Genomic DNA, 19,160 nt, shown 5'->3' with positions numbered 1-19,160 from the left:
TGGAAAGAGAAAAGAGCTGTCGCTCTCTTAACTCATCCTGCACAACAATCAAGTCTGTACTTAAAAAATAAGAGCAAAATGCTCAATTGAGGGAACAATGACGTTACAAGCGGTCGATTTGGAGGGGAAATCCCCCAAAAAACATCAAACCACTTTGGACACTGATCAAACTTCCATCTTTCTCAAAGCTATTGCCCATGAGGGACGCTTATCGATTTTGTGTCGGTTGGCTGAAGGTGAAGCCTCTGTTTCAGATCTGGAGGATCTGCTCAATGCCCGTCAGGCCGCTGTTTCGCAGCAATTGGCGCGGTTGCGGCAGGAAGGTTTGGTCAACACACGACGCCAAGGTAAAGCCATTTATTATTCCTTAGAAAAATCACATGTGCGCTCAAATATTGAGGGCCTATACCGCACTTTTTGCATCGATTAAGCGACGCCCCTGCGACAATTCAAGCATTTGTCATCAAGCAATGCGATCAGTTAGGCTTGTTTAGTTGAAATTCGCAGAGGAATTTACGATGAAAATACTATCCTTAGCACTAGCAGGCCTGCTGGCGCTTAGCGCTCCCGCTTTCGCCGATGGCGACGCGGACAAAGGCGAAAATGTTTTCAAAAAATGTAAGGCCTGTCACATGGTGGGTGACGGTGCTAAAAACCGTGTCGGCCCTGCCTTGAACAACATTTTTGGCGCGGTCGCTGGCACACAGGATTTCAAATATTCTAAAGCCATGATTGCAAAGGGTGAAGAAGGTTTGGTCTGGACTGTCGAAACTCTTGATCCATATCTCGAGAAGCCACGTGCATATATCAAAGGCACAAAAATGTCTTTTGCTGGCCTTAAGAAAGAAAAAGACCGGGAAGATGTGATCGCCTACTTGATGCAATTCTCACCGGATTACGATCTAGAGGCAGCGGAAGAAGCTGAATCACAATAGCACCCAATTGATGCCGCAAAAGCGTCGCAAATCATTGGCAGGGTCATGTCCATCATACCACTTGGAGATGGAAAATGTATAAAGCGATCCTGCCAATTACAGCTGCACTTTCTCTAGCAGCTCTTGCCACCCCCGCCGCATATGCGGACGAACAAAAATACACTTCAACAATCAATATTTCTGGCGTTGGTGAAATCGCTGCTGCGCCGGATATGGCCGTTGTCACGTCTGGCGTCGTCACTGATGGTGAAACCGCCCGCGAAGCCCTCACGGCCAACAATGAAGCTATGACTGCTCTTGTAGAGGTGCTCAAGCAGGCAGGCGTTGAAGACAAAGACATTCAAACATCTGGCTTTTCTGTGCAGCCAAATTATGTGCACACAGACAAGCGCGACGAAAATGGCTATCGCTTGCCACCTAAAATCTCCGGCTATCGCGTATCCAACAATGTCACCGTGCGCATCCATGATCTGGACAATATCGGCGCCGTGATTGATTCAGCCGTCACCGTTGGTGCCAATACCATTAGCGGCATCAATTTCGCTGTTTCAGACACCGAAGAATTGATGCGCGATGCGCGCAAACGCGCCATGGAAGATGCGATGGACACCGCCAAGATTTACACCGAAACTGCCGGGGTAACTTTGGGCAATGTGATAAGCATTTCAGAAAATCAAAACTATGCCCCTGCGCCGATGAAAATGGGTGCGCGCATGGCAATGGCAGAAGCTGATATGGCTGTGCCGGTACAAGCTGGCGAAATGACCTACTCCATCACCGTGAATGTGCAATGGGAAATTAAACAAGGCGACGACAAGTCAGAATAATTCTGCTTTCTCCGCGCCTTTTGCGCATGTCGCTCCTTGCTGTGGCATGCGCAAACTATCCAGAAATGGCCTTCATAATCATACGAACGCCAACAACCAGCAAATAGATCGTCAGAACGCGTTTCAGCCATTCACCGGAAAGCCGGTGGGCCAAAGCCGCCCCAAGGGGCGCACATAAGATTGCGCCGAGTGCCAACGCCAGAAATGCAGGCAAATAGACATAGCCGAGCGCAAAATCTGGCACACCGCTAACACCCCACCCTGAAAGCACAAAACCCAATGCCCCAGGTACGGCGATAAACACACCGAGCGCAGAGCTGGTGCCGACAGCTTGGTGCACTTTGCGGCCCAAAGCCGCCATTGTTGGCACGCTCAATGAGCCACCGCCAATGCCCATCAAAGATGAGATATAGCCGATCACAGCCGCACTAATGCGATGGGTCGTTGCTGAATCGGACAAATTTTGCATCATGCGTTTTTGTATCGGCACAACCGAATTTACAGCGATCAAAATCGCCATCACGCCAAAGATCAGCCGCATCACCAAAGACGAATAAAGCCCTGCGCTAATCCCGCCTAAAAAGGAGGCCGCCACCATAAAGGGGGCCCAAAGTTTCAACAGTTCAAATGACACGGCACCTTTGCGATGATGCGCCAATGCGCTTGACGCGCCTGTGGGGATGATCACCGCAAGCGATGTCGCCACTGCTACGTGCAAAATCACGGCTTCATCCATGCCACTGGCCGCAAAAATCGTGGTCATCACTGGCACCATCACAATGCCGCCGCCCACGCCCAGCAAGCCAGCAATAATGCCCGCAGCAACGCCAGCCAGCGCCAGTGCACCATAATCAGAAATCAAAGATGTCAGAAACTCCATAAAGGTCTCGGCCCTATCTGCTCATCGCCGTGCGCAGCAATTCAACGATCAACTCACGCTCTCTTTGTGGCCGCTTGCATGTATCGTCAAGCGCAGTCTTTTCGCCTTTGCCCTTCAAATGCGGATTTGCACCAGCTTCCAGCAGCAATGATACGGTGTTCACGCTGCACCAACTCGCTGCATTTTGCAGCGGCAACCGACCATCGCTGTTTGCAGCGTTCGGGTCGGCACCAGCCTTTAACAAAACCAATGTAACTTCGGCACCACCCTTTGGCCCTGCCGCAATATAAATCAACGGCCCCGCGCTTTCAGAAACGAAATTCGGGTCCGCACCATCTTCCAGCATTTGCTTGAGTTTGAGTGCCTGATTGTCGCGCACCGCCTGCACCAACTCGGTGGGCTTTCCGGGGCGTTCCGCACAGCTGGACAATACTGCCAGAATGGGCAGCAACAAGAACAGCGTTAAAAGGCCCGGTCGGTTTTGCATTTCACTACTCGGCTTGCGGCGCAACCTGAAGCGCCGGCGGCGATGGGCGCGCATATTCCACAACATAGTCGATAACTCTGCCACTAAGGTCAAGGCCCGTTGCGCTTTCAATGCCTTCAAGTCCCGGCGACGCATTTACTTCGATCACCACGGGCCCCGCCTCTGTGCGCATCAAATCCACACCAGCAAATCGCAGCCCAAGCGCTTTTGCCGCTCGCAATGCCATTTGTCGTTCCAACTTGCTGATTTTGACCTTCTTCGCTTTGCCACCCTGGTGGTAATTGGCACGGAAATCCCCTGCCTTTGCAGTGCGTTGTGCCGCAGCAATCACCTTTTTGCCCAACACCATTATACGCAAGTCCGAGTTATTCTCAGCTTGCAAGAACGGCTGAATCAAAAGCTTTTCGTCCAAATCGTCAAACGCGTCTAAAAGGCTTTTCGCCGTGTTGCGGTCTTGCGCAAGCAGCACACCGCGCCCGCGCTCGCTCTTTCGCGTTTTCAGTACATAGGGGCCATCGCCAACCTTGTGCACCATGGCGCGACCATCGCGGCCATTAAACGCCGAAAATGTCGATGGCACTTCAATGCCTGCTTTCGCCAAAAACTGGTAGCTCCACAATTTGTCGCGCGCAGCCGCAATTGATGATGCGCCGTTTAGCACATAGCTGCCAAGCAACTCGCATTGACGCACTACTGCCAACCCATGCTGGGTGATCGGCGCGCCAATACGCGGAATAATCGCGTCATAACGCGGCAAAGGCTCACCGCGCAAAAAAAGCCCCGGATTTTGTGCATCCACTTGCAACGTACAGCGTGCAATATCGATCAGATCAACTGAATGGCCTTTTTGCTCGACCGCCTCGACCAGTCTTTGGGTAGAATATGCATTTGGAGCGCAGGTCAAAATGCCGATGCTCAGCTCTTTGCTGGCGCTTTCTTCCAAATGGTGGCCATAAAAATCGCCTTCTGGCACGCCGTTGATGCAAGCGCCAAACGGATCAACCACAATGCGGCCTTCCATGGCAGTGCGACCCAGCAACATGCGATAATTCATGGTTTCACGGTTCGTGAGGCTCAGCTCAATCGGCCAGCTTTGACCCGCCAAATGCAGCTCAACCTGCACGAAGGGGCGCATTTCCGCCATGCCGTTTGAGGAGATAACTTCGCGATAATCAATTAGCGGCGCATTGCACCATACATGTAGCTTTGGATCGTCCGCTGTTGGTTGCACGCCAAAGTGGATGTGCGTCACCCCATCGATCTCGATTTCCTCAAACGCAAAACTGTGCAACGCAGAGGTGCGTGCGCCCGTATCAACCTTAGCCAGAATCGCAGGCAAGCCAATATCGGGCATGCCGATCCATTCTTCCCAACCAACAGCAATTTTGGGTTTCGCGGCTTCCGCCATATACGCGCCTCATCAATGAGTTATCAAAAATGGTCGCTTGCAAAGATGCAGCGTCAGTCCACTAGATCAAACTTAGCGCGCTTCTACAATCCGATAAGTGCAACGCCGCGCACCACTCACAATATGGCTTTCGCGCACCACATCCACCTCTTCGCCCAAAACCTGCTGAAACAGGTTCAATTCCGAGCGACAAAAGCCTTGGCATTTGGTGGCAGCAACGCAAATTGGGCAGTGATTTTCATGTAGAAAATATCCGCCTTCGCATGGCTCAACCTCGGTCATATAGCCTTCGCGCTCGCGCAATTCTGCCAATGCGTTCACTTTGCCCTGCAAATTAGATTCGGCGGCAATTCGGTCCTGATATTGGGCATAGGCACGCTCCTCGCGCACGGCGATCAATTTGTCGATGCCCTCTTTGCCATAGATATCTTCGATCGAACCCAGCAATTCTGTTGTTAAATCAGAGTGACGATCTGGAAATCGGCTATGTCCTTTTTCGGTCAGCTTCCAATATTTCTTCGGGCGGCCCACCGATTCGCGGCGGTCTTCGCCAGCCACTAGGCCCTGCTCCAACAGTTTTTCCATATGCTGCCGCACAGCAACCGGCGTGGTGCCAACGTTTTCAGCCAGATTGACCGCAGTTTGGTCGCCCCTAGATTTCAGCAAATAGAGCAACCGCTCAATCGTTTTGTCTTCGCTTTGTTTCATGCGCTTCCCAATTCGTTCCCGCGATTTAATAAAAAAAGATTTGACTTGTCAAATCACCATTCTAATATAAGAAAAGATTTTACTTATTAAATAGGGCGCGGGCAAATAATGACCAACCAATCTGCCGCAATTCAACATGATAAAGTACGCTTCAGAGACGTACTGACCGAGGGCCGTGCTTTGCTTACGCTCACTTTGGTGGTGGCCATTGGATCTCATGCGGTCAATATGTTTGCGGTGCGCACCGTGTTGCCCACAATTGTGGAAGATATTGGCGGCGCAAAAATCCTTTTTTGGTCAGCAGCGCTGTTTTCGCTTATGGCGATTTTGGGCGGCATGCTCACCATCAACCTCAAATCGCGCATTGGTGCGCGCCTCAGCTTTTATTTGGCCGCTGCGCTGCTGATCATCGGATCGGCCTTTGGCGGCTTCGCCCCCACTTTTGAAATTGTGATTTTAGGCCGTGGCATTCAGGGCTTTGCCAAAGGCATTCTGGTGTCGCTCTCCTATATGGTGCTGGCCGAAACATATAAGGGTAATTTGATGACCCGCATGATCGGCATTTTGGCCATTGTGTGGGCCGTTGCCGCCGCCATTGGCCCTATGGCTGCAGGAATTTTGGAACATTTCTTCACATGGCGCGGCACATTTCTCGTCAATTTTGTCGTCGGCTTAGCCATTGCCATTCAGGCCTATTTCGCTGTGCCCAACGCCGCTAAAGTGCAAAAATCCGCCAAGCCTGATTTCCGCGTATTGCTCCCGCTCATCACCGCCGTCACCATACTCTGCTTCATCGGGCAACTCACGCACCCGCTTGCGATTGCGGGCCTGCTAATCGCCGCCGCTTTTCTGATCTTCATCGGTTTACGCGCTGAACGGCACAGCAAAAGCCGCATGTTGCCCGTGCGCTTGTTTGACCCGCGCAGTCCCGTCGCCGTCGCTTATATGGTCACCATCATGCTCAGCACCTTCGTCACCGCGCACACGCTTTATAACGTGGCCTATGTGCAAACCCTTTGGCAGATCGATTTGACCCTTGCAGGTTATATGACTGCCCTGCCCGCTGCTTTTTGGTCCGTCGGCTCCTGGTCTGTGGCAAGCGTTTCGACTTACCGCGCACAACGCTTATGGATTATGGCAGGGCTTTACGCCATTTGGCTCAGCGTGGCTCTTTCCGCTGCGGCCCTCCACTTTGCCAGCCTGCCCCTATTCCTGCTTTCCCTGACCCTTTTGGGTCTGGGGTTGGGCTGGCAGAACATCTTCATCGAAAAGATCTCCGTGCAATTTGTGCGCGGGCGAGAGCGCGACCGGGCCGCCGCCATGCTGCCCCCTATGGATAATGCTGCGTCTGCCTTTGGCGCTGCATTGGCTGGCTTGGTCGCTCTCAATCTTTCATTGATCAATCCTGATGCGCCCAATGGCCTGTTTTCCGCAAATGAGGTACAATCCTATGCACCATTGATGTCGGCGTTGTTCTTTGTATTGCTCACGCCAATTCTGGTCCTGCCGCATATCTTGCCGAAAACACCACCGCGCAAAATCACTTAGGTTTAGTCTTATGCTCACCACCGCTGAAACAGATTCAAAAGCTGGCATTTTCTCAGCCGCATTTTTGCCCATCACATTGATGAACATTCTGGTGGTCACCTCCCACGCGGTAAATGGCTTCATCACCTCGGTCATCGCCCCCTCCATCGTGGTGGATTTGGGCGGTCGCGAATTGATGTTTTGGCTGTTCGCCCTGTTTCAGGTTGGGTCCATTTGCGCGGGCGTTATGGCGGGCAATTTCAAAATTCGATTTGGGGCAAAACCCATCTTCCTCAGCTCCGCGCTGCTTCTGGCTTTTGGCTCAGTGCTCGGCGGCATTGCCAACAATCTCGCCTTGGTCATCCTCGCCCGCGGCCTGCAAGGCATTGCCGAAGGCATGCTGATCTCGCTAGTCTATGTGGTGATTGCCGACCATTTGCCCTCACGCCTCCTGCCCCGCATCTTTGCGCTGTCCTCAACATTGTGGGCGCTCGCCGCGGCTGCCACCCCGCTCTTTGCTGGGCTGCTGACAGAGTTCGTATCGTGGCGCATCGCGTTTTTGTTCAATCTGCCACTCGTCGTCATTTTGATTTTTTTGTCTTATTTCGCCTTGCCCAAAACCGAACCACAAGGTGAAGCGAAGCCCTTCCCGCTCAAGCGCCTATTGCTGCTGGTCACCGCCTTGTTGATCACCGGCTTTGCCGGGCAAATCACGAACATTGCATGGTTGGGCCTGATCATCCTCGCCTCCACTACTTTGCTGGTGGGCTTTGGCGCGCTCGATCAAAAAGCTGTTGAACGGTTTATGCCGCCAAACCTGTTTTCGTTGAAAACCAATATGGGCCGCAGCTTTGCAATGCTCGGCCTGTTCACCATCGGCGCATCTGGCCGCACCGTCTATATGGTCGCATTGCTCCAATCGATCTGGCTGATGTCACCCATGATGGCGGGCTACGCCACCGCCACTTTGGCCATGACATGGACAATTGCCGCGTGGATCGCCAACCGCATCGAAGATGTAAAACGTCGTGTTGCTTTCATCCGCATGGGCGCCAGCTTCATCTTTGTTGGTGGCGTAATCTCTGCTTATGGCGTTTGGGTGATGAACTTGCCGCTGGCCATTGGTGGGATGATGCTCACTGGCGCTGGCTATGGCTCTTCCAGCCCGCTCATTCGACAAACCATCATCACTCAAGCACCCACCGAACACCGCACGATCGCTTCTGGTGCGATGGCACCTGTTCAATTCACAGGAGCTGTGTTTGGTGCGGCCATTGCTGGATTTTGTGCACTCGCCTTTGGGCTGTTCGATGGCGCAATTGGCGACACGGTGCTCACCGCTCAAGCTGCACAACAAGGCGGCGCGGCTTTATTGTTCGCCTTCACCTTGTTCCCAGCGCTATGCATCCTGATCAGCCTTGGCCTCTCCACAATTCCAGATCATGAAGAGTCCGAAGCATCGGAAAAATCAGAGGCGCTTGCCTAAAAAGTCAGCCACAACCGTCGCGGCAAAAAAGATCACCATAAATGAAAGGATCGTGCCGGGGTTAAATCGGCCATCAATAAAAAACACAAGCAGTCCAAAAATCGCTGCCGCAATCACTGCGTAAAACAGCCGATTCAAAACATGGTGTTTGAAACTTCTTTTTTCTGGCCCACCACTCGGGTCAGACATTTTCGCCCCCATCAAACAGCGTCTTGCCGCGCTCATTGATGATTTGCTCACCCTTGGCAAGGGTTGCTGATTCTGCCAAATCGGCGCTGGTAAGTTTGTCCGCCCGAATAAATTGCACCGCGTCCATATCGCCATTTTCATGGGTGCGTTCAATACGTCCACAAAGCTGATACTCCTGCCCAGCCTTCATCTCGATGGCAACAATGCGCAGCCCTTCATAGGTCCGTTCACCCAATACCTTGGGGCCAGTTCCAGCCTTATCACCACCGCCAAACAGCTTTTTCAAAAAGGACATATTGCACTCCGAAACTTGATTTGACCCTGCTTATAGCACGGCTTTTCCCATGGCCAAACCGTCACATACGCAACATTAACCCGACGCTAATTTTTAACCGTTAGGACTTGCCACACAGTCATTCGACTGCGCCTCATGATCTGATTCAAGAAATTACTGCAACTCATTGGAATTAGATTCAAAATTGCACTTCGGTTCAACTTTGGCCAAGCAAACGCAATCTTCCCAATCAAACTTTTCCTATTTGGTTTCACCATGTCGACCCAATTAACAAAATGATTCAATAAAATCGCGCAACCCACTTCAGCCAAACCATTTTTGAACGTTTGGCATTCAAATCTTGCTCACCTCAAAAAGTGATTCCGTTAAATTCGCAGCACAGAATCTTCGTGAGTCATTTCAAAATCTTACGTTGAAACATCCCTTTTTCCTGCTGTCCTGCGGCGGCTTTTATCGCTCTCGGGCAGCAATGATCAAAGCGAACGCAGCATATGAACATGCCGCTCCACCGCTTTCACACTCAGTTTAAATCCGTGCCCTACGTGAAATTGCTTACTCCCCATATCCAGCAACTCTTCCAGCGCTTTGGCCACTTCAAGTGGCTCTTCCTCAAATGGTGGCCGTTGTGGTCGATCAACTGGCAACAGCCCGCCAAGCGCATAGCCGCTTGCCAACAAGTCGCTAACAAACGCTTGCCCATCGTCCAGCAAAACGGAAATCGAACCAGGTGTATGCCCCGGCGTAAATATCACGCGCCCCTCTAGTCCATAAGGTCGCAGGTCCATTTCGTCATGGTCATGCATCACAATGTCGGGCGAGAAATAAGTATATGGCTCTAACGGCAATCCTCGACGATAAAGATAGCGCCCCACCCATCCGGTTGGGCACAATTTCATTTTCGCCTCTCCGGCACAATATTTGGCTTCCGCTTGGTGGATCACAACAGGTGCACCACTAAGCTCTCGCAGTTTGGCCGCGTTGCCCGCATGGTCAACATGCCCATGGGTAACGATGATAAGTTTCAAATCATCCCACCCCAAACCCATTTTCTTAAGCTGTCCGCCCACCTTACCTTCAGTGCCCGTCATCCCGGTATCCACCAGCACTGCGCCCTTTTGGGTTTGCAGCAAAAAAGCGTTGATCATACCCAATGGCAAAATCGGCACACGTTGTATTTTATAAATCATATCCATCTCCATTTGCTGCCATTTAAGCAGTCAAAAATGGGCTGACAATCCGTTACAAAATTGTGCCCTATAGCCTTTGCACTCAACTCGCATTAAGTTATCGCTCAATGATCAAAGGCGAGACGTGACCATGAAAATCGATCCCCCAGAGCTTTATGCAGATGATGTGCTCAACTGTCCCGTGGCAGCTGCTGTGCAAACATTCTCCGGCAAATGGAAACCGATTTTGCTACACATGCTGGCAGAGCGCAAAATGCACTTCGCACAGATTTCCCGCACTTTGCCCAAAGCCAGCAAAAAGGTTCTCACCGAGCAATTGCGTGAACTCGAGGCCGATGGATTAATCACCCGCACCCCGACAGAAGAACGTCGTGTGCGCGTATTTTATGACCTGTCAGAAAATGGCAAACAGCTCGCGCCCATCCTGTTGCAACTCTACAGTTGGGAAAAATTGCGGCGAATGGCAGAGCTGCACACAGCAGCCTAATCGTGCTCCTCGCACTAACTGGCAAACGCAATCTCAAATTGAAAAGCCACGTTATCGGGGGATCAGCGGACATTCATGGAAGCCGATAGCTTGCCAAACGGCATAAATCTGGCTACGAATAAGACATTACAAATTATTTTTGGGGGAGCTGAAATGCGAAGCATCTTCAGACTAATGTCTTTAATCGTTATGTTGCTGATCCCGGCAACAGCATTCGCCGGAACAGCTCCGCCGACTTATGGTCCCGTAACGGATACAACTGTTTCGATTGGCCTGAGATTTGAGTTTGGTGACGTCGTTAAACCTAGCGTCGTTGGCGCAGTCCGCACCACCAACACAAGCGAAGATAACGTTGTGACCGGCGCCCTTTTTGATGTCGCTGTCCCCTTCGGTCCAGACCAAAACTTTTTGCCGACCATTCGCCTGATGGGCGTATTCGGTAATCCCGATGTTCAAGGTTTGGCTGGCGTTGGTTTCGAATTTGGCGAAAATCAAGGCATCCTGGCAGTTGGCGCCCAAATCAAACATCTTGAAGGTGGCGTACATGTCGGCTTTGATGGAAGCTTCGCCCCCTATGCTGGTGCATCAACCTATGGTGGACCTCCGGAACGCAGCATGACGACCCTTCCACCACCAGGCTAGAAATCGAATTCCGTTGGGCGCACAAGAGTGCGCCCAACTCACCTTCAAGGTTTGAAAATTGAGCGAATTTGGCCAACAAATTCTATATTATCTCTCGCTAGATCAAACGCATTGGATTCTCATAATCGCGTTGATCCTCTTCTTTCTCCCCTTGGAAAGATTTTTCCCCAAAGTTACCCGAAATGTTGCGCTTTCACGCCTTTTTGCCGTTTTAAGTTTGGCCGTTTGCACCCAGCTTACAATTTGGCTTTTCAAGACATATTTTTATGTCGACCTCATAACTTTGTTTCTAAATCTGCAAATATATAGCATTTCAAGAGCTGAGATTCCGACAGCTGCCATCTATTTGATATGCTTTTTGGTGCTCGACCTCACAGTCTATGTGTATCATGTCCTGTCGCACAAGATCTTGCCGCTTTGGAAACTACATTCCATTCATCATGCGGACGAAACTGTGGATGCGTCCACAGGCGTGTTGCACCATCCGTTCGAAACGATTGGCAGCTTTCTTCTCACGCTTGCAATCGCCATCGCATTCGGATTTCCAGTGCTCTCACTGATCATTTATGCGGGCGTCGGCACACTGCACAACATGTTTGCCCACGCCAACATCACCCTGCCTTCCGCATTAGATCGCGTCTTGCGTTTGGTCATCGTCACGCCTGATATGCATCGCACACATCATTCCATTGATATGCGTGAGGGCAACTCCAATTTCGGACAGGTCTTTTCATTTTGGGATCGATTGTTCGGCACTTATATCGCTGTCCCGAAATCCGGCGAAGCAAACCTGATCATGGGGCTACCTGATAGCGAAAAACCTAAATCCTTCACCCTTCATGGATTGCTGCTTCATCCCTTTGCTGGACTGTTCGACGCGAAGAAAAAGCGATCGCAAGCTGGTGGCAAGCGCGCCTAGCTCAATGCTCTCGGTCACGCCTAAAACATGTGGTGCCCGCAAATGCGGGCAGCCAATTTTCTCGCCGTTCCGTCCATAATTCATACTCAGGCACAAACTGGCTGGGTGCATCTAGTGCGCCCAAATGCACTTCAACTTCATCGCCCGTTTGTGCAAAGACAGAGGAGCCGCATTTGGGGCAAAAATGCCGTCCCTCGAATTGGTTACTGCCCCCCGTAATGGTAACCAAGTTCTCTGGATAAACCGCCGCTGCGTAAAATAAGGCCCCGTGATGTTTGCGGCAATCCATGCAATGGCAAATGCCCACCCGATCTGGCTGACCTTGCGCCACAAACCGTACATTGCCACACGCACATCCGCCTTCATACTGGTTCATATGCCATCTCCATTTGCCTGCTTGACCCTCACGCAACGTGATAGTGCATCAACACCATCTCAAACTGAATAGGAGATGTAAAATGCACCCCACTTTGCCAGATGTACCACAAGAATTTATGGGCGAGCCGGAACAGCTTGGTCAATTCAACCAATTCGATCTCTATCCCATGCCCTCATATATTCAGTTGGCCACACCTAACCCCGAGCAACTAGCCAACTGGTTCGTCAAAACCCTAGGATTCGGCATCATGTTCGCCAATCAACCAGATCCTAAAGCTCCCCCAATGTTGGTCCATCTACGCCGACGAAAATATCAAGATATATTGTTGGTCCCCGGTGAGCCGCACCCTACTACCATCATCTATGATGCATCAGGCGAACTCAACGCCCTAGCGCAGCGCATCGAAAAGCACTGGCAACATAGCGGCATCACAACCGAAGGCATGGCACCGCCCATGCTTGAAGTCATCGATCCCGACGGCAACAGATTCACCTTCTTCGACAAACCAAGCGAAGAAGCACAACAGCGCTTCCAAAACCTGTTTGATCAGCCATAGACCCAACCAAACAAAGCCGAGACGCCCCCCGCGCCTCGGCTTAATTGTCACGATCTGGCAACAATACTCGCATTTCTCCACAGCATACGGCTTTCAAGATGACAAAACTGATCATGCTTTTTAGGCTCGGTAAAAACGGAGCACACACAATTGGCATTCACAATTGACGATAAACTGGTCTGCCGCCTGATTGCAGAACAATTTCCGCAACTTAAACACCTGCCAATTCAACCCGTTGAGAGACAAGGGTGGGATAATCGCACCTTCAGACTGGGCGAGGAACTTTCAATACGACTGCCGAGCGAAGAGGGTTACGCTGCCGCCGTTGAAAAAGAGGCTATTGCCCTCACTGCACTTGCGCCACATCTATCTGTTCCCTTGCCCCAAATTTACGCTTTAGGCGAACCGACAGAGTTCTATCCACTTCCTTGGTCTATTCGATATTGGCAAAGTGGCGACACTTTAGACATCGCGCCACCGCAAGACAAAAGTGCATTTGCCGTTCAACTGGCAAATCTGCTGATCGAGCTGCGAAACGCCCCGGCCACTACAACGCTTGAAGCAGGCGCTCATTCATTTTATCGCGGTTGCCACCCGACCATTTATGAAAATGAAGTACACCAAAGCCTAATCCTACTTGAAAGCCAAATTGATACAACAAGTTGCCTTGCCATATGGCAATCATCTACTGGGAGTAAATGGTCACACTCGCCTGTCTGGTTTCATGGTGACATTGCCGTTGGCAATATTTTGATGCGAGATAGCGAGATAAGTGCTCTTATTGATTTCGGCACCTGCGGCGTAGGCGATCCTGCTTGCGACTATGCCATCGCATGGACCTATTTCTCCGAACCAGAGCGCACGCAATTCCAATCCACACTTCAAATTGATCAAGATACATGGCAACGCGCCAAAGCATGGGCTTTATGGAAAAGCCTTGTCACATTGGCAGGCCTATCCAGCCCTGACCAAAACGGTGTCCAAGCGCGCACCTTGAAAGAAATCCTAGACGAGCAAGTCTAAACTTTTGACAATTGCACCGGCTTACTCGGTGCCCGCACGATGATCTTTTTGGCTTCCAGATCAAGCTGAACCGCTTTCAGCCACCAGCCAGCTGTCTTTCCCTCGGGGAATAATGTATCCGGCAGCAATGGCAGCAAAGCTTGCTTTGCATCTGGCACTTTCATGCCGGGCATTTCTGCGGGCAAAACAGCCAACAAAGCGTCGCGCATCGCCATGTATTTTTCTCGATTAACCCGCTCCGTGTAACCGGGCTTGTTCACATTCTCAATTTCAATATTATCATCAGACATCAAGTGCACCTCCGGTTTCAAATTTAGGCGTTTTGAACCCCATCGCCACCCAAGCGGCCAGCAATTTGCCGTAAAATTTCACAGAATGGGTTTTAAGGTTCGGCACATCATTTGGCACGGCGGAGGCATCATCCAAATCGCCAACCATGGTGCGCAGCTCCACCTGTGGGCGCGCATTTTCGGGCCACAAATCCAAATAGATGCTCAACCAGTGCCCGCCTTTCATTTCCATAAAGATTGGCGTATTGCAGCAGCTTGCCACCACCCGGCGAGTGCCGGCTTCGGCGCTTAGCCGAAAGTCTTTCAGCTGATCCGCGCCCGCCAAGATGCGCACGCGATCTTTCCGAAAATCAGCGCAGCCAGTTGCACCATAGCTGGTCAACATATCAGTGAGCCCAGGCAATTTCTGCAAGCGCAGCGCCGCTGCGCGACAACTGGTGCATAAACATTCAGACACGAGAAATGGCTCGCCCTTCACCTCCAATTTCACTTGCCCGCATTTACAATTCAATTGCGTCGAATTGGACATATCGCCTCCCATTATGCCTGATAAAAAAGTCGTTTGATGTAACGTGAAAGGTGATCGAGCGCCTCACGCGCAAGCGCGGGGTCATTGCCTGCTTTTGCCAAAACAAAACCACCTTGAATAACGGTCTGCGTGTGCCGCGCCAAACTTGCAGCAGTCCAATCATCTGCAATGCCATATTGCTCTATGGCTGCTTCAATATCCGCCTCAAGTGTCGCCGCATGGCCGAAAATACTTTTGCCGCAGGCATCGCGAATATCGGGGCAAACATCGTGCACCTCCTGCGCCATGGTGCCCACAAAGCAGGTGAAAGCCCAAAGCTCTCCCTCTATGATCGACTTGCGAAAGTCGACATAAGCCAACACCCGTTCCAACGGGTCTTTATGCTGATGATAAGGCGCAGTTTCAAAAAAGGTGGACGTGGTTTCTGCCCAAAATTCCGCCGCCGCAACACCGAGCGCATCCTTATTCTCAAAGTGATGGAAAAACGCGCCCTTGGTCACGTCCGCAGCTTTGCATACATCCGCCACCGTCGTCGCAGCAAATCCCTTAGCGCGGATCACATCCCGCGCGGCTTCTAACAATCGAGTGCGCGCTTCCCCGCGCTCAGGTGCAAACTTGGTTGGGCGTGGCATTCAAAATACATACCACGCGGTATGTATTTGTCAAATCCCACCTTCCGTGCGTAAAGCCCCCATCCTTCGCCCCAGCCATATGTGACTCAGATCAATGCGTGCTTTATGATGGGATGTAGCATTGCCTGACAGACTCCCACTGCCCCGCAAAACGGTTCAGTGACGAAGCAATGGCCGTTTTCATGGGCTGTTCGGTGTCTGGCAAGACGAAAGGAGCATGAATATGTTCAACAAAATCATCACACCAGTAGACTTGGCGCACATCGATAAACTGGGCCGCGCACTGGATTGCGCAGCGGATTTGGCCAAGCATTATGGCCTGCCCATTATTTATGTGGGCGTAACGTCCTCAGCTCCGGGTGCTATTGCCCACAATCCTGAAGAATATAGCCAAAAGCTGCAAAACTTCGCTGATGGTGAAGTGGAAAAATATGGCGTTGATGCCAGCGCGCATATGGAAAAAGCAAACGATCCATCCATTGAAATTGAAGCAGCGCTGATCAAAGCAATTGATAAAACCGGCGCAGATCTTGTCGTGATGGCAAGCCATGTGCCCGGCGCAGTCGAATATGTTTGGCCGTCAAATGGGGGCAAAGTCGCACAACACGCGAAGTGCTCAGTGATGCTCGTTCGCCCCTGACATGATGGAGCCTATCGTCCGTGGCTGCGATCATAGCCGCTGGGCGAAGGGCTTTGCCAATCCGCGAGCGCGTCAGCCGGTGTTTCATACACTTCGACCAAAAGCGGAAAACATGCGGCTTGGTCTGAGGAATGCTCAGCCGAACAATCGCCGCCCGGACATGTCGAAAGCGCGCCGAGCAGCGGCATTTCGGCAAAAAACTCTAGATAATCGCCGGGCCGCACGGGGCTGGCTTTCATAAAATATTGTCCCGTGTCGCGGGTAAAGCCTGTGCACATAAACACATTAAGCACATCATGCACATGCGCTTCAGCTTCGCGCAGCGGCAAGCCTGTGGCGTCCGCCAATGCACGAGTCAGGTTGGAATGGCAACAATGGTGATATTGGCCGCCTGAAAGCAAATTGTTGGTGTAGGGATCACATCGTGTACCAATCACATCATGAACGGAACCGCCAAATTCGTCCTTGCCATACCAATCAAGCGTATCCGCAACAATTGTTGCCATCGGGCGCAAAGTTGGAAAACTGGACCAAAGCCGATGCCCATCGGTCACATGGGTGCTGTGCAACGCCCGCGTTTTACCTGAATAAAAACGTTCTGTTAGGTCGTTGGCATTCCACAAATTGAGATCGCCGACCTGCGGCCCCTCAACCGACGTAATGCGGAAAAAGCCGCCCGCGGGCACATTAAAGCTCAATGCATCACGCGGCGGTACCACCACTTCATCAATTTTTGTTGCTTGCGCTCTGAACCCTTTATATGCAGCCATGTCAGGCTGCGGCAGAGTTTCAATCGGGTAGCAAATGACCGGTTCAACGGCGCGGCGTGCGGCGGCATCATTCGGCTCTACCATGCTCACTCTCCAATATCGGCAAGAAGACTAAATCGACCATTTACACATAAACAAAAGGCGCCCCTATGGAAATGGAGCGCCTTAAATTCTTTGGTTTGCGATAGCCTAGCCTAGCTATCCAAGAAGCTACGCAGCTTGCGGCTGCGGCTTGGGTGCTTCAGCTTACGTAATGCCTTCGCCTCGATCTGACGAATACGTTCACGCGTCACGCTGAACTGCTGGCCCACTTCTTCAAGCGTGTGGTCAGTGTTCATGCCGATGCCGAAACGCATACGCAACACGCGCTCTTCACGCGGCGTAAGCGAGGCCAAAACCCGTGTTGTGGTTTCACGCAGGTTAGATTGGATCGCAGAATCAATCGGCTGTACCGCATTTGAATCCGGAATAAAGTCGCCCAAATTGCTGTCTTCTTCGTCGCCAATTGGCGTTTCCAAAGAAATCGGCTCTTTCGCGATTTTCAGCACTTTGCGCACCTTATCCAAAGGCATTTGCAGCTTTTCGCTCAACTCCTCTGGTGTTGGCTCCCGGCCAATCTCGTGCAACATCTGACGCGATGTCCGAACGATCTTGTTGATCGTCTCGATCATATGCACCGGAATACGGATCGTGCGCGCCTGGTCAGCAATAGACCGTGTGATCGCCTGACGAATCCACCATGTGGCATAAGTCGAGAATTTATAGCCCCGGCGATATTCAAACTTATCAACCGCCTTCATCAAGCCGATATTGCCCTCTTGAATAAGATCCAAGAATTGCAAACCACGGTTGGTGTATTTCTTCGCAATCGAAATCACGAGGCGCAGGTTCGCCTCAACCATTTCTTTCTTCGCAATGGCAGCTTCGCGCTCACCTTTTTGCACCTTATGAACAATCTTGCGATATTCAGAAATATCCATGCCTGTTTCAGTGGCAAGGTTTTTGATTTCTTCACGCAACTCTTCAATCATGTCGCGCTCAGCCACAGCAAAATTGGTCCAGCCCGGCTTTGGCAAGGTGGAAATAGTATCCACCCAATCAGGGGCCAGTTCATTGCCGTGATATTCGCTCAAAAAGTCTTCGCGCTGAATGCCATAGCTTTCCGCCAAACGCAGCAAGCGGCCTTCAATGCGCACCAAACCTTTATTGATGTCATAAAGTTGCTCAACCAGCGCTTCGATACGGCCATTGTGCAAAGAAAGTGACTTCACTTCCGCAATCACTTCAGCTTTCAGCGTATCTAGCTTTTTCAGTTGCTTGTCTGAAAGGGTGCTTGAAGCCAGTTTTTGCTCAACTTGCTCATCGTGCAACTTGCGCAATTTTGCGTAAGTACTGGCGATAAGATCAAAAGTTTCAACAACTTGTGGCTTTAGCTCAGCTTCCATGGCTGACAATGACAGATTGTTTTCAAACTCATCATCATCGTCATCATCGTCGCCTTCACCATCTTCACCAGACTGGTCTTCAGACTTAGTTTCCTCTTCCGCGGGCTTGTTGTTTTCGCCTTCGCCCGGAATAGTCGGCTCTTCTTTTGCGTCTGGCCCAGCATAGGTCGCTTCAAGGTCGATAATGTCACGCAGCAAAATTTCGCCTTCAGCCAATTGCTCGCGCCAAATAATAATCGCTTGGAAAGTCAAAGGGCTTTCGCACAGCCCTTCGATCATGGTCTCACGACCAGCTTCAATCCGCTTCGCAATCGCAATCTCGCCTTCACGAGACAGCAACTCCACCGTGCCCATTTCGCGCAAATACATGCGCACCGGGTCGTCGGTCCGGTCGGAACCTTCACGCGCATTGGACTTGGACGCAACAGCTGTGCCCGTCGCAACGGTCAATTCCGTGCTGCTGGACTCTTTTTCAGCTTCGCGCTCTTCGGCTTCATCTTCTTCGATCACTGAGATGCCCATCTCAGAAAGCATCGCCATCACGTCTTCAATCTGTTCTGATGAGACCTGATCTGAAGGCAAAACTTCATTCAGCACTTCATAAGTCACATAGCCGCGCTTTTTCGCGGCGCGAATCATTTTTTTGACGGATGATGCTGAAAGATCGAGGAGCGGGCCGTCTTGACCTTCGGCGCTGCCTTCCTGCTTCTCGTTTTCTTTCTTAGCCTTTGTCGCCATTCATTGTTCTCCTGAACGCGGGGATGACAGAATTGCCTGCGTTTATCTCGCTCCGAACAAGGTACGGATATTTGCTCTGCCCTAGCGAATACCCAAATCTCATTTCACATTCGTTACCTTGGAGAGTATTTGAACGTCAAATACGCGAAAACCGCCGAGCGACCCCTCTGCTTTTAAAAAA

Annotated in this window: 24 protein-coding genes; 11 read left to right on the top strand and 13 right to left on the bottom strand. The window is 51.2% G+C overall.

All coding sequences use genetic code 11. The annotated features are described in order from the left end of the window. Nucleotides 1-97 precede the first annotated feature (97 nt). The 3 genes from ACP15Y_RS09425 (at nt 98) to ACP15Y_RS09415 (ending at nt 1,762) form a co-directional block, all read left to right on the top strand. Nucleotides 98-430, top strand: a complete 333-nt coding sequence (locus tag ACP15Y_RS09425) for an ArsR/SmtB family transcription factor (protein WP_424982816.1) — start codon at nt 98-100, stop codon at nt 428-430. A gap of 88 nt (nt 431-518) precedes the next feature. After that, entirely contained in the window at nt 519-935 is a 417-nt protein-coding gene (locus ACP15Y_RS09420) for a c-type cytochrome (protein ID WP_424982814.1), read from the top strand. 74 nt (nt 936-1,009) lie between these two features. Further along, nucleotides 1,010-1,762, top strand: coding sequence for an SIMPL domain-containing protein (locus ACP15Y_RS09415; RefSeq protein WP_424982812.1), 753 nt, complete (start codon nt 1,010-1,012; stop codon nt 1,760-1,762). 55 nt (nt 1,763-1,817) lie between these two features. On the opposite strand, the gene ACP15Y_RS09410 is transcribed toward ACP15Y_RS09415, so the two are convergent. The 4 genes from ACP15Y_RS09410 to ACP15Y_RS09395 all read right to left on the bottom strand — a co-directional run bounded on the left by ACP15Y_RS09410 (nt 1,818) and on the right by ACP15Y_RS09395 (nt 5,245). Next, nucleotides 1,818-2,642 (bottom strand): sulfite exporter TauE/SafE family protein, encoded by an 825-nt coding sequence (locus tag ACP15Y_RS09410; protein WP_424982810.1) that lies wholly within the window; start codon nt 2,640-2,642, stop codon nt 1,818-1,820. Nucleotides 2,643-2,655: 13 nt separating this feature from the next. After that, complete coding sequence (locus tag ACP15Y_RS09405) at nt 2,656-3,129, bottom strand: ankyrin repeat domain-containing protein (RefSeq protein ID WP_424982809.1); 474 nt, start codon at nt 3,127-3,129, stop codon at nt 2,656-2,658. A gap of 4 nt (nt 3,130-3,133) precedes the next feature. Continuing rightward, a complete protein-coding gene (locus ACP15Y_RS09400) occupies nt 3,134-4,537 on the bottom strand; it encodes a RimK family alpha-L-glutamate ligase (protein ID WP_424982808.1) in 1,404 nt (467 codons plus the stop codon). A gap of 72 nt (nt 4,538-4,609) precedes the next feature. After that, a complete protein-coding gene (locus ACP15Y_RS09395) occupies nt 4,610-5,245 on the bottom strand; it encodes a helix-turn-helix transcriptional regulator (protein ID WP_424982807.1) in 636 nt (211 codons plus the stop codon). 108 nt (nt 5,246-5,353) lie between these two features. On the opposite strand from ACP15Y_RS09395, the gene ACP15Y_RS09390 reads away from it, so the two are divergent. Both ACP15Y_RS09390 and ACP15Y_RS09385 read left to right on the top strand, forming a co-directional pair. Then, nucleotides 5,354-6,793: an MFS transporter gene (locus ACP15Y_RS09390; protein ID WP_424982805.1), complete on the top strand. Its 1,440-nt coding sequence runs from the start codon at nt 5,354-5,356 to the stop codon at nt 6,791-6,793. A gap of 10 nt (nt 6,794-6,803) precedes the next feature. Further along, the gene (locus tag ACP15Y_RS09385) at nt 6,804-8,258 is read left to right on the top strand and encodes an MFS transporter (protein WP_424982804.1); all 1,455 of its coding nucleotides are present in this window, start codon (nt 6,804-6,806) and stop codon (nt 8,256-8,258) included. Here ACP15Y_RS09385 and ACP15Y_RS09380 read toward each other — a convergent pair. The 3 genes from ACP15Y_RS09380 to ACP15Y_RS09370 form a co-directional block, all read right to left on the bottom strand. Beyond that, on the bottom strand, nt 8,241-8,447 hold the full coding sequence (locus ACP15Y_RS09380; protein ID WP_424982803.1) for a hypothetical protein: 207 nt from the start codon (nt 8,445-8,447) through the stop codon (nt 8,241-8,243). The two genes, ACP15Y_RS09385 and ACP15Y_RS09380, sit on opposite strands and share 18 nt — an antisense overlap. After that, the gene (locus tag ACP15Y_RS09375) at nt 8,440-8,742 is read right to left on the bottom strand and encodes an HlyU family transcriptional regulator (protein ID WP_424982802.1); all 303 of its coding nucleotides are present in this window, start codon (nt 8,740-8,742) and stop codon (nt 8,440-8,442) included. The genes ACP15Y_RS09380 and ACP15Y_RS09375 overlap by 8 nt, the downstream gene beginning before the upstream one ends. A gap of 473 nt (nt 8,743-9,215) precedes the next feature. Further along, nucleotides 9,216-9,929: an MBL fold metallo-hydrolase gene (locus tag ACP15Y_RS09370; RefSeq protein ID WP_424982801.1), complete on the bottom strand. Its 714-nt coding sequence runs from the start codon at nt 9,927-9,929 to the stop codon at nt 9,216-9,218. Nucleotides 9,930-10,059: 130 nt separating this feature from the next. Here ACP15Y_RS09370 and ACP15Y_RS09365 point away from each other — a divergent pair, with 130 nt between their 5' ends. The 3 genes from ACP15Y_RS09365 (at nt 10,060) to ACP15Y_RS09355 (ending at nt 11,977) form a co-directional block, all read left to right on the top strand. After that, a complete protein-coding gene (locus tag ACP15Y_RS09365) occupies nt 10,060-10,416 on the top strand; it encodes a winged helix-turn-helix transcriptional regulator (RefSeq protein WP_424982800.1) in 357 nt (118 codons plus the stop codon). Between the two features lie 153 nt (nt 10,417-10,569). Further along, the gene (locus ACP15Y_RS09360; protein WP_424982799.1) at nt 10,570-11,058 is read left to right on the top strand and encodes a hypothetical protein; all 489 of its coding nucleotides are present in this window, start codon (nt 10,570-10,572) and stop codon (nt 11,056-11,058) included. A gap of 58 nt (nt 11,059-11,116) precedes the next feature. Continuing rightward, nucleotides 11,117-11,977 (top strand): sterol desaturase family protein, encoded by an 861-nt coding sequence (locus ACP15Y_RS09355; protein WP_424982798.1) that lies wholly within the window; start codon nt 11,117-11,119, stop codon nt 11,975-11,977. 1 nt (nt 11,978) lies between these two features. Here the strand turns inward: ACP15Y_RS09355 and ACP15Y_RS09350 are convergent, their stop codons facing one another. After that, nucleotides 11,979-12,353 (bottom strand): GFA family protein, encoded by a 375-nt coding sequence (locus ACP15Y_RS09350; protein WP_424982797.1) that lies wholly within the window; start codon nt 12,351-12,353, stop codon nt 11,979-11,981. An 82-nt stretch (nt 12,354-12,435) separates the two neighbouring features. On the opposite strand from ACP15Y_RS09350, the gene ACP15Y_RS09345 reads away from it, so the two are divergent. Together ACP15Y_RS09345 and ACP15Y_RS09340 are read left to right on the top strand one after the other, a co-directional pair. Further along, a complete protein-coding gene (locus tag ACP15Y_RS09345) occupies nt 12,436-12,912 on the top strand; it encodes a VOC family protein (RefSeq protein ID WP_424982796.1) in 477 nt (158 codons plus the stop codon). A 150-nt stretch (nt 12,913-13,062) separates the two neighbouring features. Further along, on the top strand, nt 13,063-13,935 hold the full coding sequence (locus ACP15Y_RS09340) for an aminoglycoside phosphotransferase family protein (RefSeq protein WP_424982795.1): 873 nt from the start codon (nt 13,063-13,065) through the stop codon (nt 13,933-13,935). Here the strand turns inward: ACP15Y_RS09340 and ACP15Y_RS09335 are convergent. From ACP15Y_RS09335 to ACP15Y_RS09325, 3 genes are read right to left on the bottom strand one after another with little or no spacing between them, the layout of a single operon-like run. Next, nucleotides 13,932-14,225: a DUF6958 family protein gene (locus ACP15Y_RS09335; RefSeq protein WP_424982794.1), complete on the bottom strand. Its 294-nt coding sequence runs from the start codon at nt 14,223-14,225 to the stop codon at nt 13,932-13,934. The genes ACP15Y_RS09340 and ACP15Y_RS09335 overlap by 4 nt on opposite strands. After that, nucleotides 14,218-14,754 (bottom strand): GFA family protein, encoded by a 537-nt coding sequence (locus ACP15Y_RS09330; RefSeq protein ID WP_424982793.1) that lies wholly within the window; start codon nt 14,752-14,754, stop codon nt 14,218-14,220. Before ACP15Y_RS09330 ends, ACP15Y_RS09335 begins: the two co-directional genes overlap by 8 nt. Nucleotides 14,755-14,765: 11 nt before the next feature. Then, on the bottom strand, nt 14,766-15,386 hold the full coding sequence (locus tag ACP15Y_RS09325; RefSeq protein ID WP_424982792.1) for a TetR/AcrR family transcriptional regulator: 621 nt from the start codon (nt 15,384-15,386) through the stop codon (nt 14,766-14,768). Nucleotides 15,387-15,609: 223 nt separating this feature from the next. Here ACP15Y_RS09325 and ACP15Y_RS09320 point away from each other — a divergent pair, with 223 nt between their 5' ends. Continuing rightward, the gene (locus ACP15Y_RS09320; protein WP_424982791.1) at nt 15,610-16,026 is read left to right on the top strand and encodes a universal stress protein; all 417 of its coding nucleotides are present in this window, start codon (nt 15,610-15,612) and stop codon (nt 16,024-16,026) included. 11 nt (nt 16,027-16,037) lie between these two features. Here ACP15Y_RS09320 and ACP15Y_RS09315 read toward each other — a convergent pair whose 3' ends face one another. Then, nucleotides 16,038-16,880 carry an urea carboxylase-associated family protein gene (locus ACP15Y_RS09315; protein ID WP_424982790.1) on the bottom strand — a complete coding sequence of 281 codons (843 nt, stop codon included), beginning with the start codon at nt 16,878-16,880 and terminating at the stop codon, nt 16,038-16,040. A gap of 110 nt (nt 16,881-16,990) precedes the next feature. Beyond that, on the bottom strand, nt 16,991-18,979 hold the full coding sequence (gene rpoD, locus ACP15Y_RS09310; protein ID WP_424982789.1) for an RNA polymerase sigma factor RpoD: 1,989 nt from the start codon (nt 18,977-18,979) through the stop codon (nt 16,991-16,993). Between the last annotated feature and the right edge of the window lie 181 nt (nt 18,980-19,160).

This window comes from Maritalea sp. S77 (genome assembly GCF_049801075.1).
Taxonomy (GTDB): domain Bacteria; phylum Pseudomonadota; class Alphaproteobacteria; order Rhizobiales; family Devosiaceae; genus Maritalea.
This window is presented reverse-complemented; position numbering and strand designations above follow the sequence as displayed.

Excerpts from the sequence above, each read along its gene's own strand:
- ACP15Y_RS09425 (WP_424982816.1), top strand. The coding sequence starts at position 98 with ATGACGTTACAAGCGGTCGATTTGGAGGGGAAATCCCCCAAAAAACAT.
- ACP15Y_RS09420 (WP_424982814.1), top strand. The coding sequence starts at position 519 with ATGAAAATACTATCCTTAGCACTAGCAGGCCTGCTGGCGCTTAGCGCT.
- ACP15Y_RS09415 (WP_424982812.1), top strand. The coding sequence starts at position 1,010 with ATGTATAAAGCGATCCTGCCAATTACAGCTGCACTTTCTCTAGCAGCT.
- ACP15Y_RS09410 (WP_424982810.1), bottom strand. The coding sequence starts at position 2,642 with ATGGAGTTTCTGACATCTTTGATTTCTGATTATGGTGCACTGGCGCTG.
- ACP15Y_RS09405 (WP_424982809.1), bottom strand. The coding sequence starts at position 3,129 with ATGCAAAACCGACCGGGCCTTTTAACGCTGTTCTTGTTGCTGCCCATT.
- ACP15Y_RS09400 (WP_424982808.1), bottom strand. The coding sequence starts at position 4,537 with ATGGCGGAAGCCGCGAAACCCAAAATTGCTGTTGGTTGGGAAGAATGG.
- ACP15Y_RS09395 (WP_424982807.1), bottom strand. The coding sequence starts at position 5,245 with ATGAAACAAAGCGAAGACAAAACGATTGAGCGGTTGCTCTATTTGCTG.
- ACP15Y_RS09390 (WP_424982805.1), top strand. The coding sequence starts at position 5,354 with ATGACCAACCAATCTGCCGCAATTCAACATGATAAAGTACGCTTCAGA.
- ACP15Y_RS09385 (WP_424982804.1), top strand. The coding sequence starts at position 6,804 with ATGCTCACCACCGCTGAAACAGATTCAAAAGCTGGCATTTTCTCAGCC.
- ACP15Y_RS09380 (WP_424982803.1), bottom strand. The coding sequence starts at position 8,447 with ATGTCTGACCCGAGTGGTGGGCCAGAAAAAAGAAGTTTCAAACACCAT.
- ACP15Y_RS09375 (WP_424982802.1), bottom strand. The coding sequence starts at position 8,742 with ATGTCCTTTTTGAAAAAGCTGTTTGGCGGTGGTGATAAGGCTGGAACT.
- ACP15Y_RS09370 (WP_424982801.1), bottom strand. The coding sequence starts at position 9,929 with ATGATTTATAAAATACAACGTGTGCCGATTTTGCCATTGGGTATGATC.
- ACP15Y_RS09365 (WP_424982800.1), top strand. The coding sequence starts at position 10,060 with ATGAAAATCGATCCCCCAGAGCTTTATGCAGATGATGTGCTCAACTGT.
- ACP15Y_RS09360 (WP_424982799.1), top strand. The coding sequence starts at position 10,570 with ATGCGAAGCATCTTCAGACTAATGTCTTTAATCGTTATGTTGCTGATC.
- ACP15Y_RS09350 (WP_424982797.1), bottom strand. The coding sequence starts at position 12,353 with ATGAACCAGTATGAAGGCGGATGTGCGTGTGGCAATGTACGGTTTGTG.
- ACP15Y_RS09345 (WP_424982796.1), top strand. The coding sequence starts at position 12,436 with ATGCACCCCACTTTGCCAGATGTACCACAAGAATTTATGGGCGAGCCG.
- ACP15Y_RS09335 (WP_424982794.1), bottom strand. The coding sequence starts at position 14,225 with ATGTCTGATGATAATATTGAAATTGAGAATGTGAACAAGCCCGGTTAC.
- ACP15Y_RS09330 (WP_424982793.1), bottom strand. The coding sequence starts at position 14,754 with ATGTCCAATTCGACGCAATTGAATTGTAAATGCGGGCAAGTGAAATTG.
- ACP15Y_RS09325 (WP_424982792.1), bottom strand. The coding sequence starts at position 15,386 with ATGCCACGCCCAACCAAGTTTGCACCTGAGCGCGGGGAAGCGCGCACT.
- ACP15Y_RS09320 (WP_424982791.1), top strand. The coding sequence starts at position 15,610 with ATGTTCAACAAAATCATCACACCAGTAGACTTGGCGCACATCGATAAA.
- ACP15Y_RS09315 (WP_424982790.1), bottom strand. The coding sequence starts at position 16,880 with ATGGTAGAGCCGAATGATGCCGCCGCACGCCGCGCCGTTGAACCGGTC.
- rpoD (WP_424982789.1), bottom strand. The coding sequence starts at position 18,979 with ATGGCGACAAAGGCTAAGAAAGAAAACGAGAAGCAGGAAGGCAGCGCC.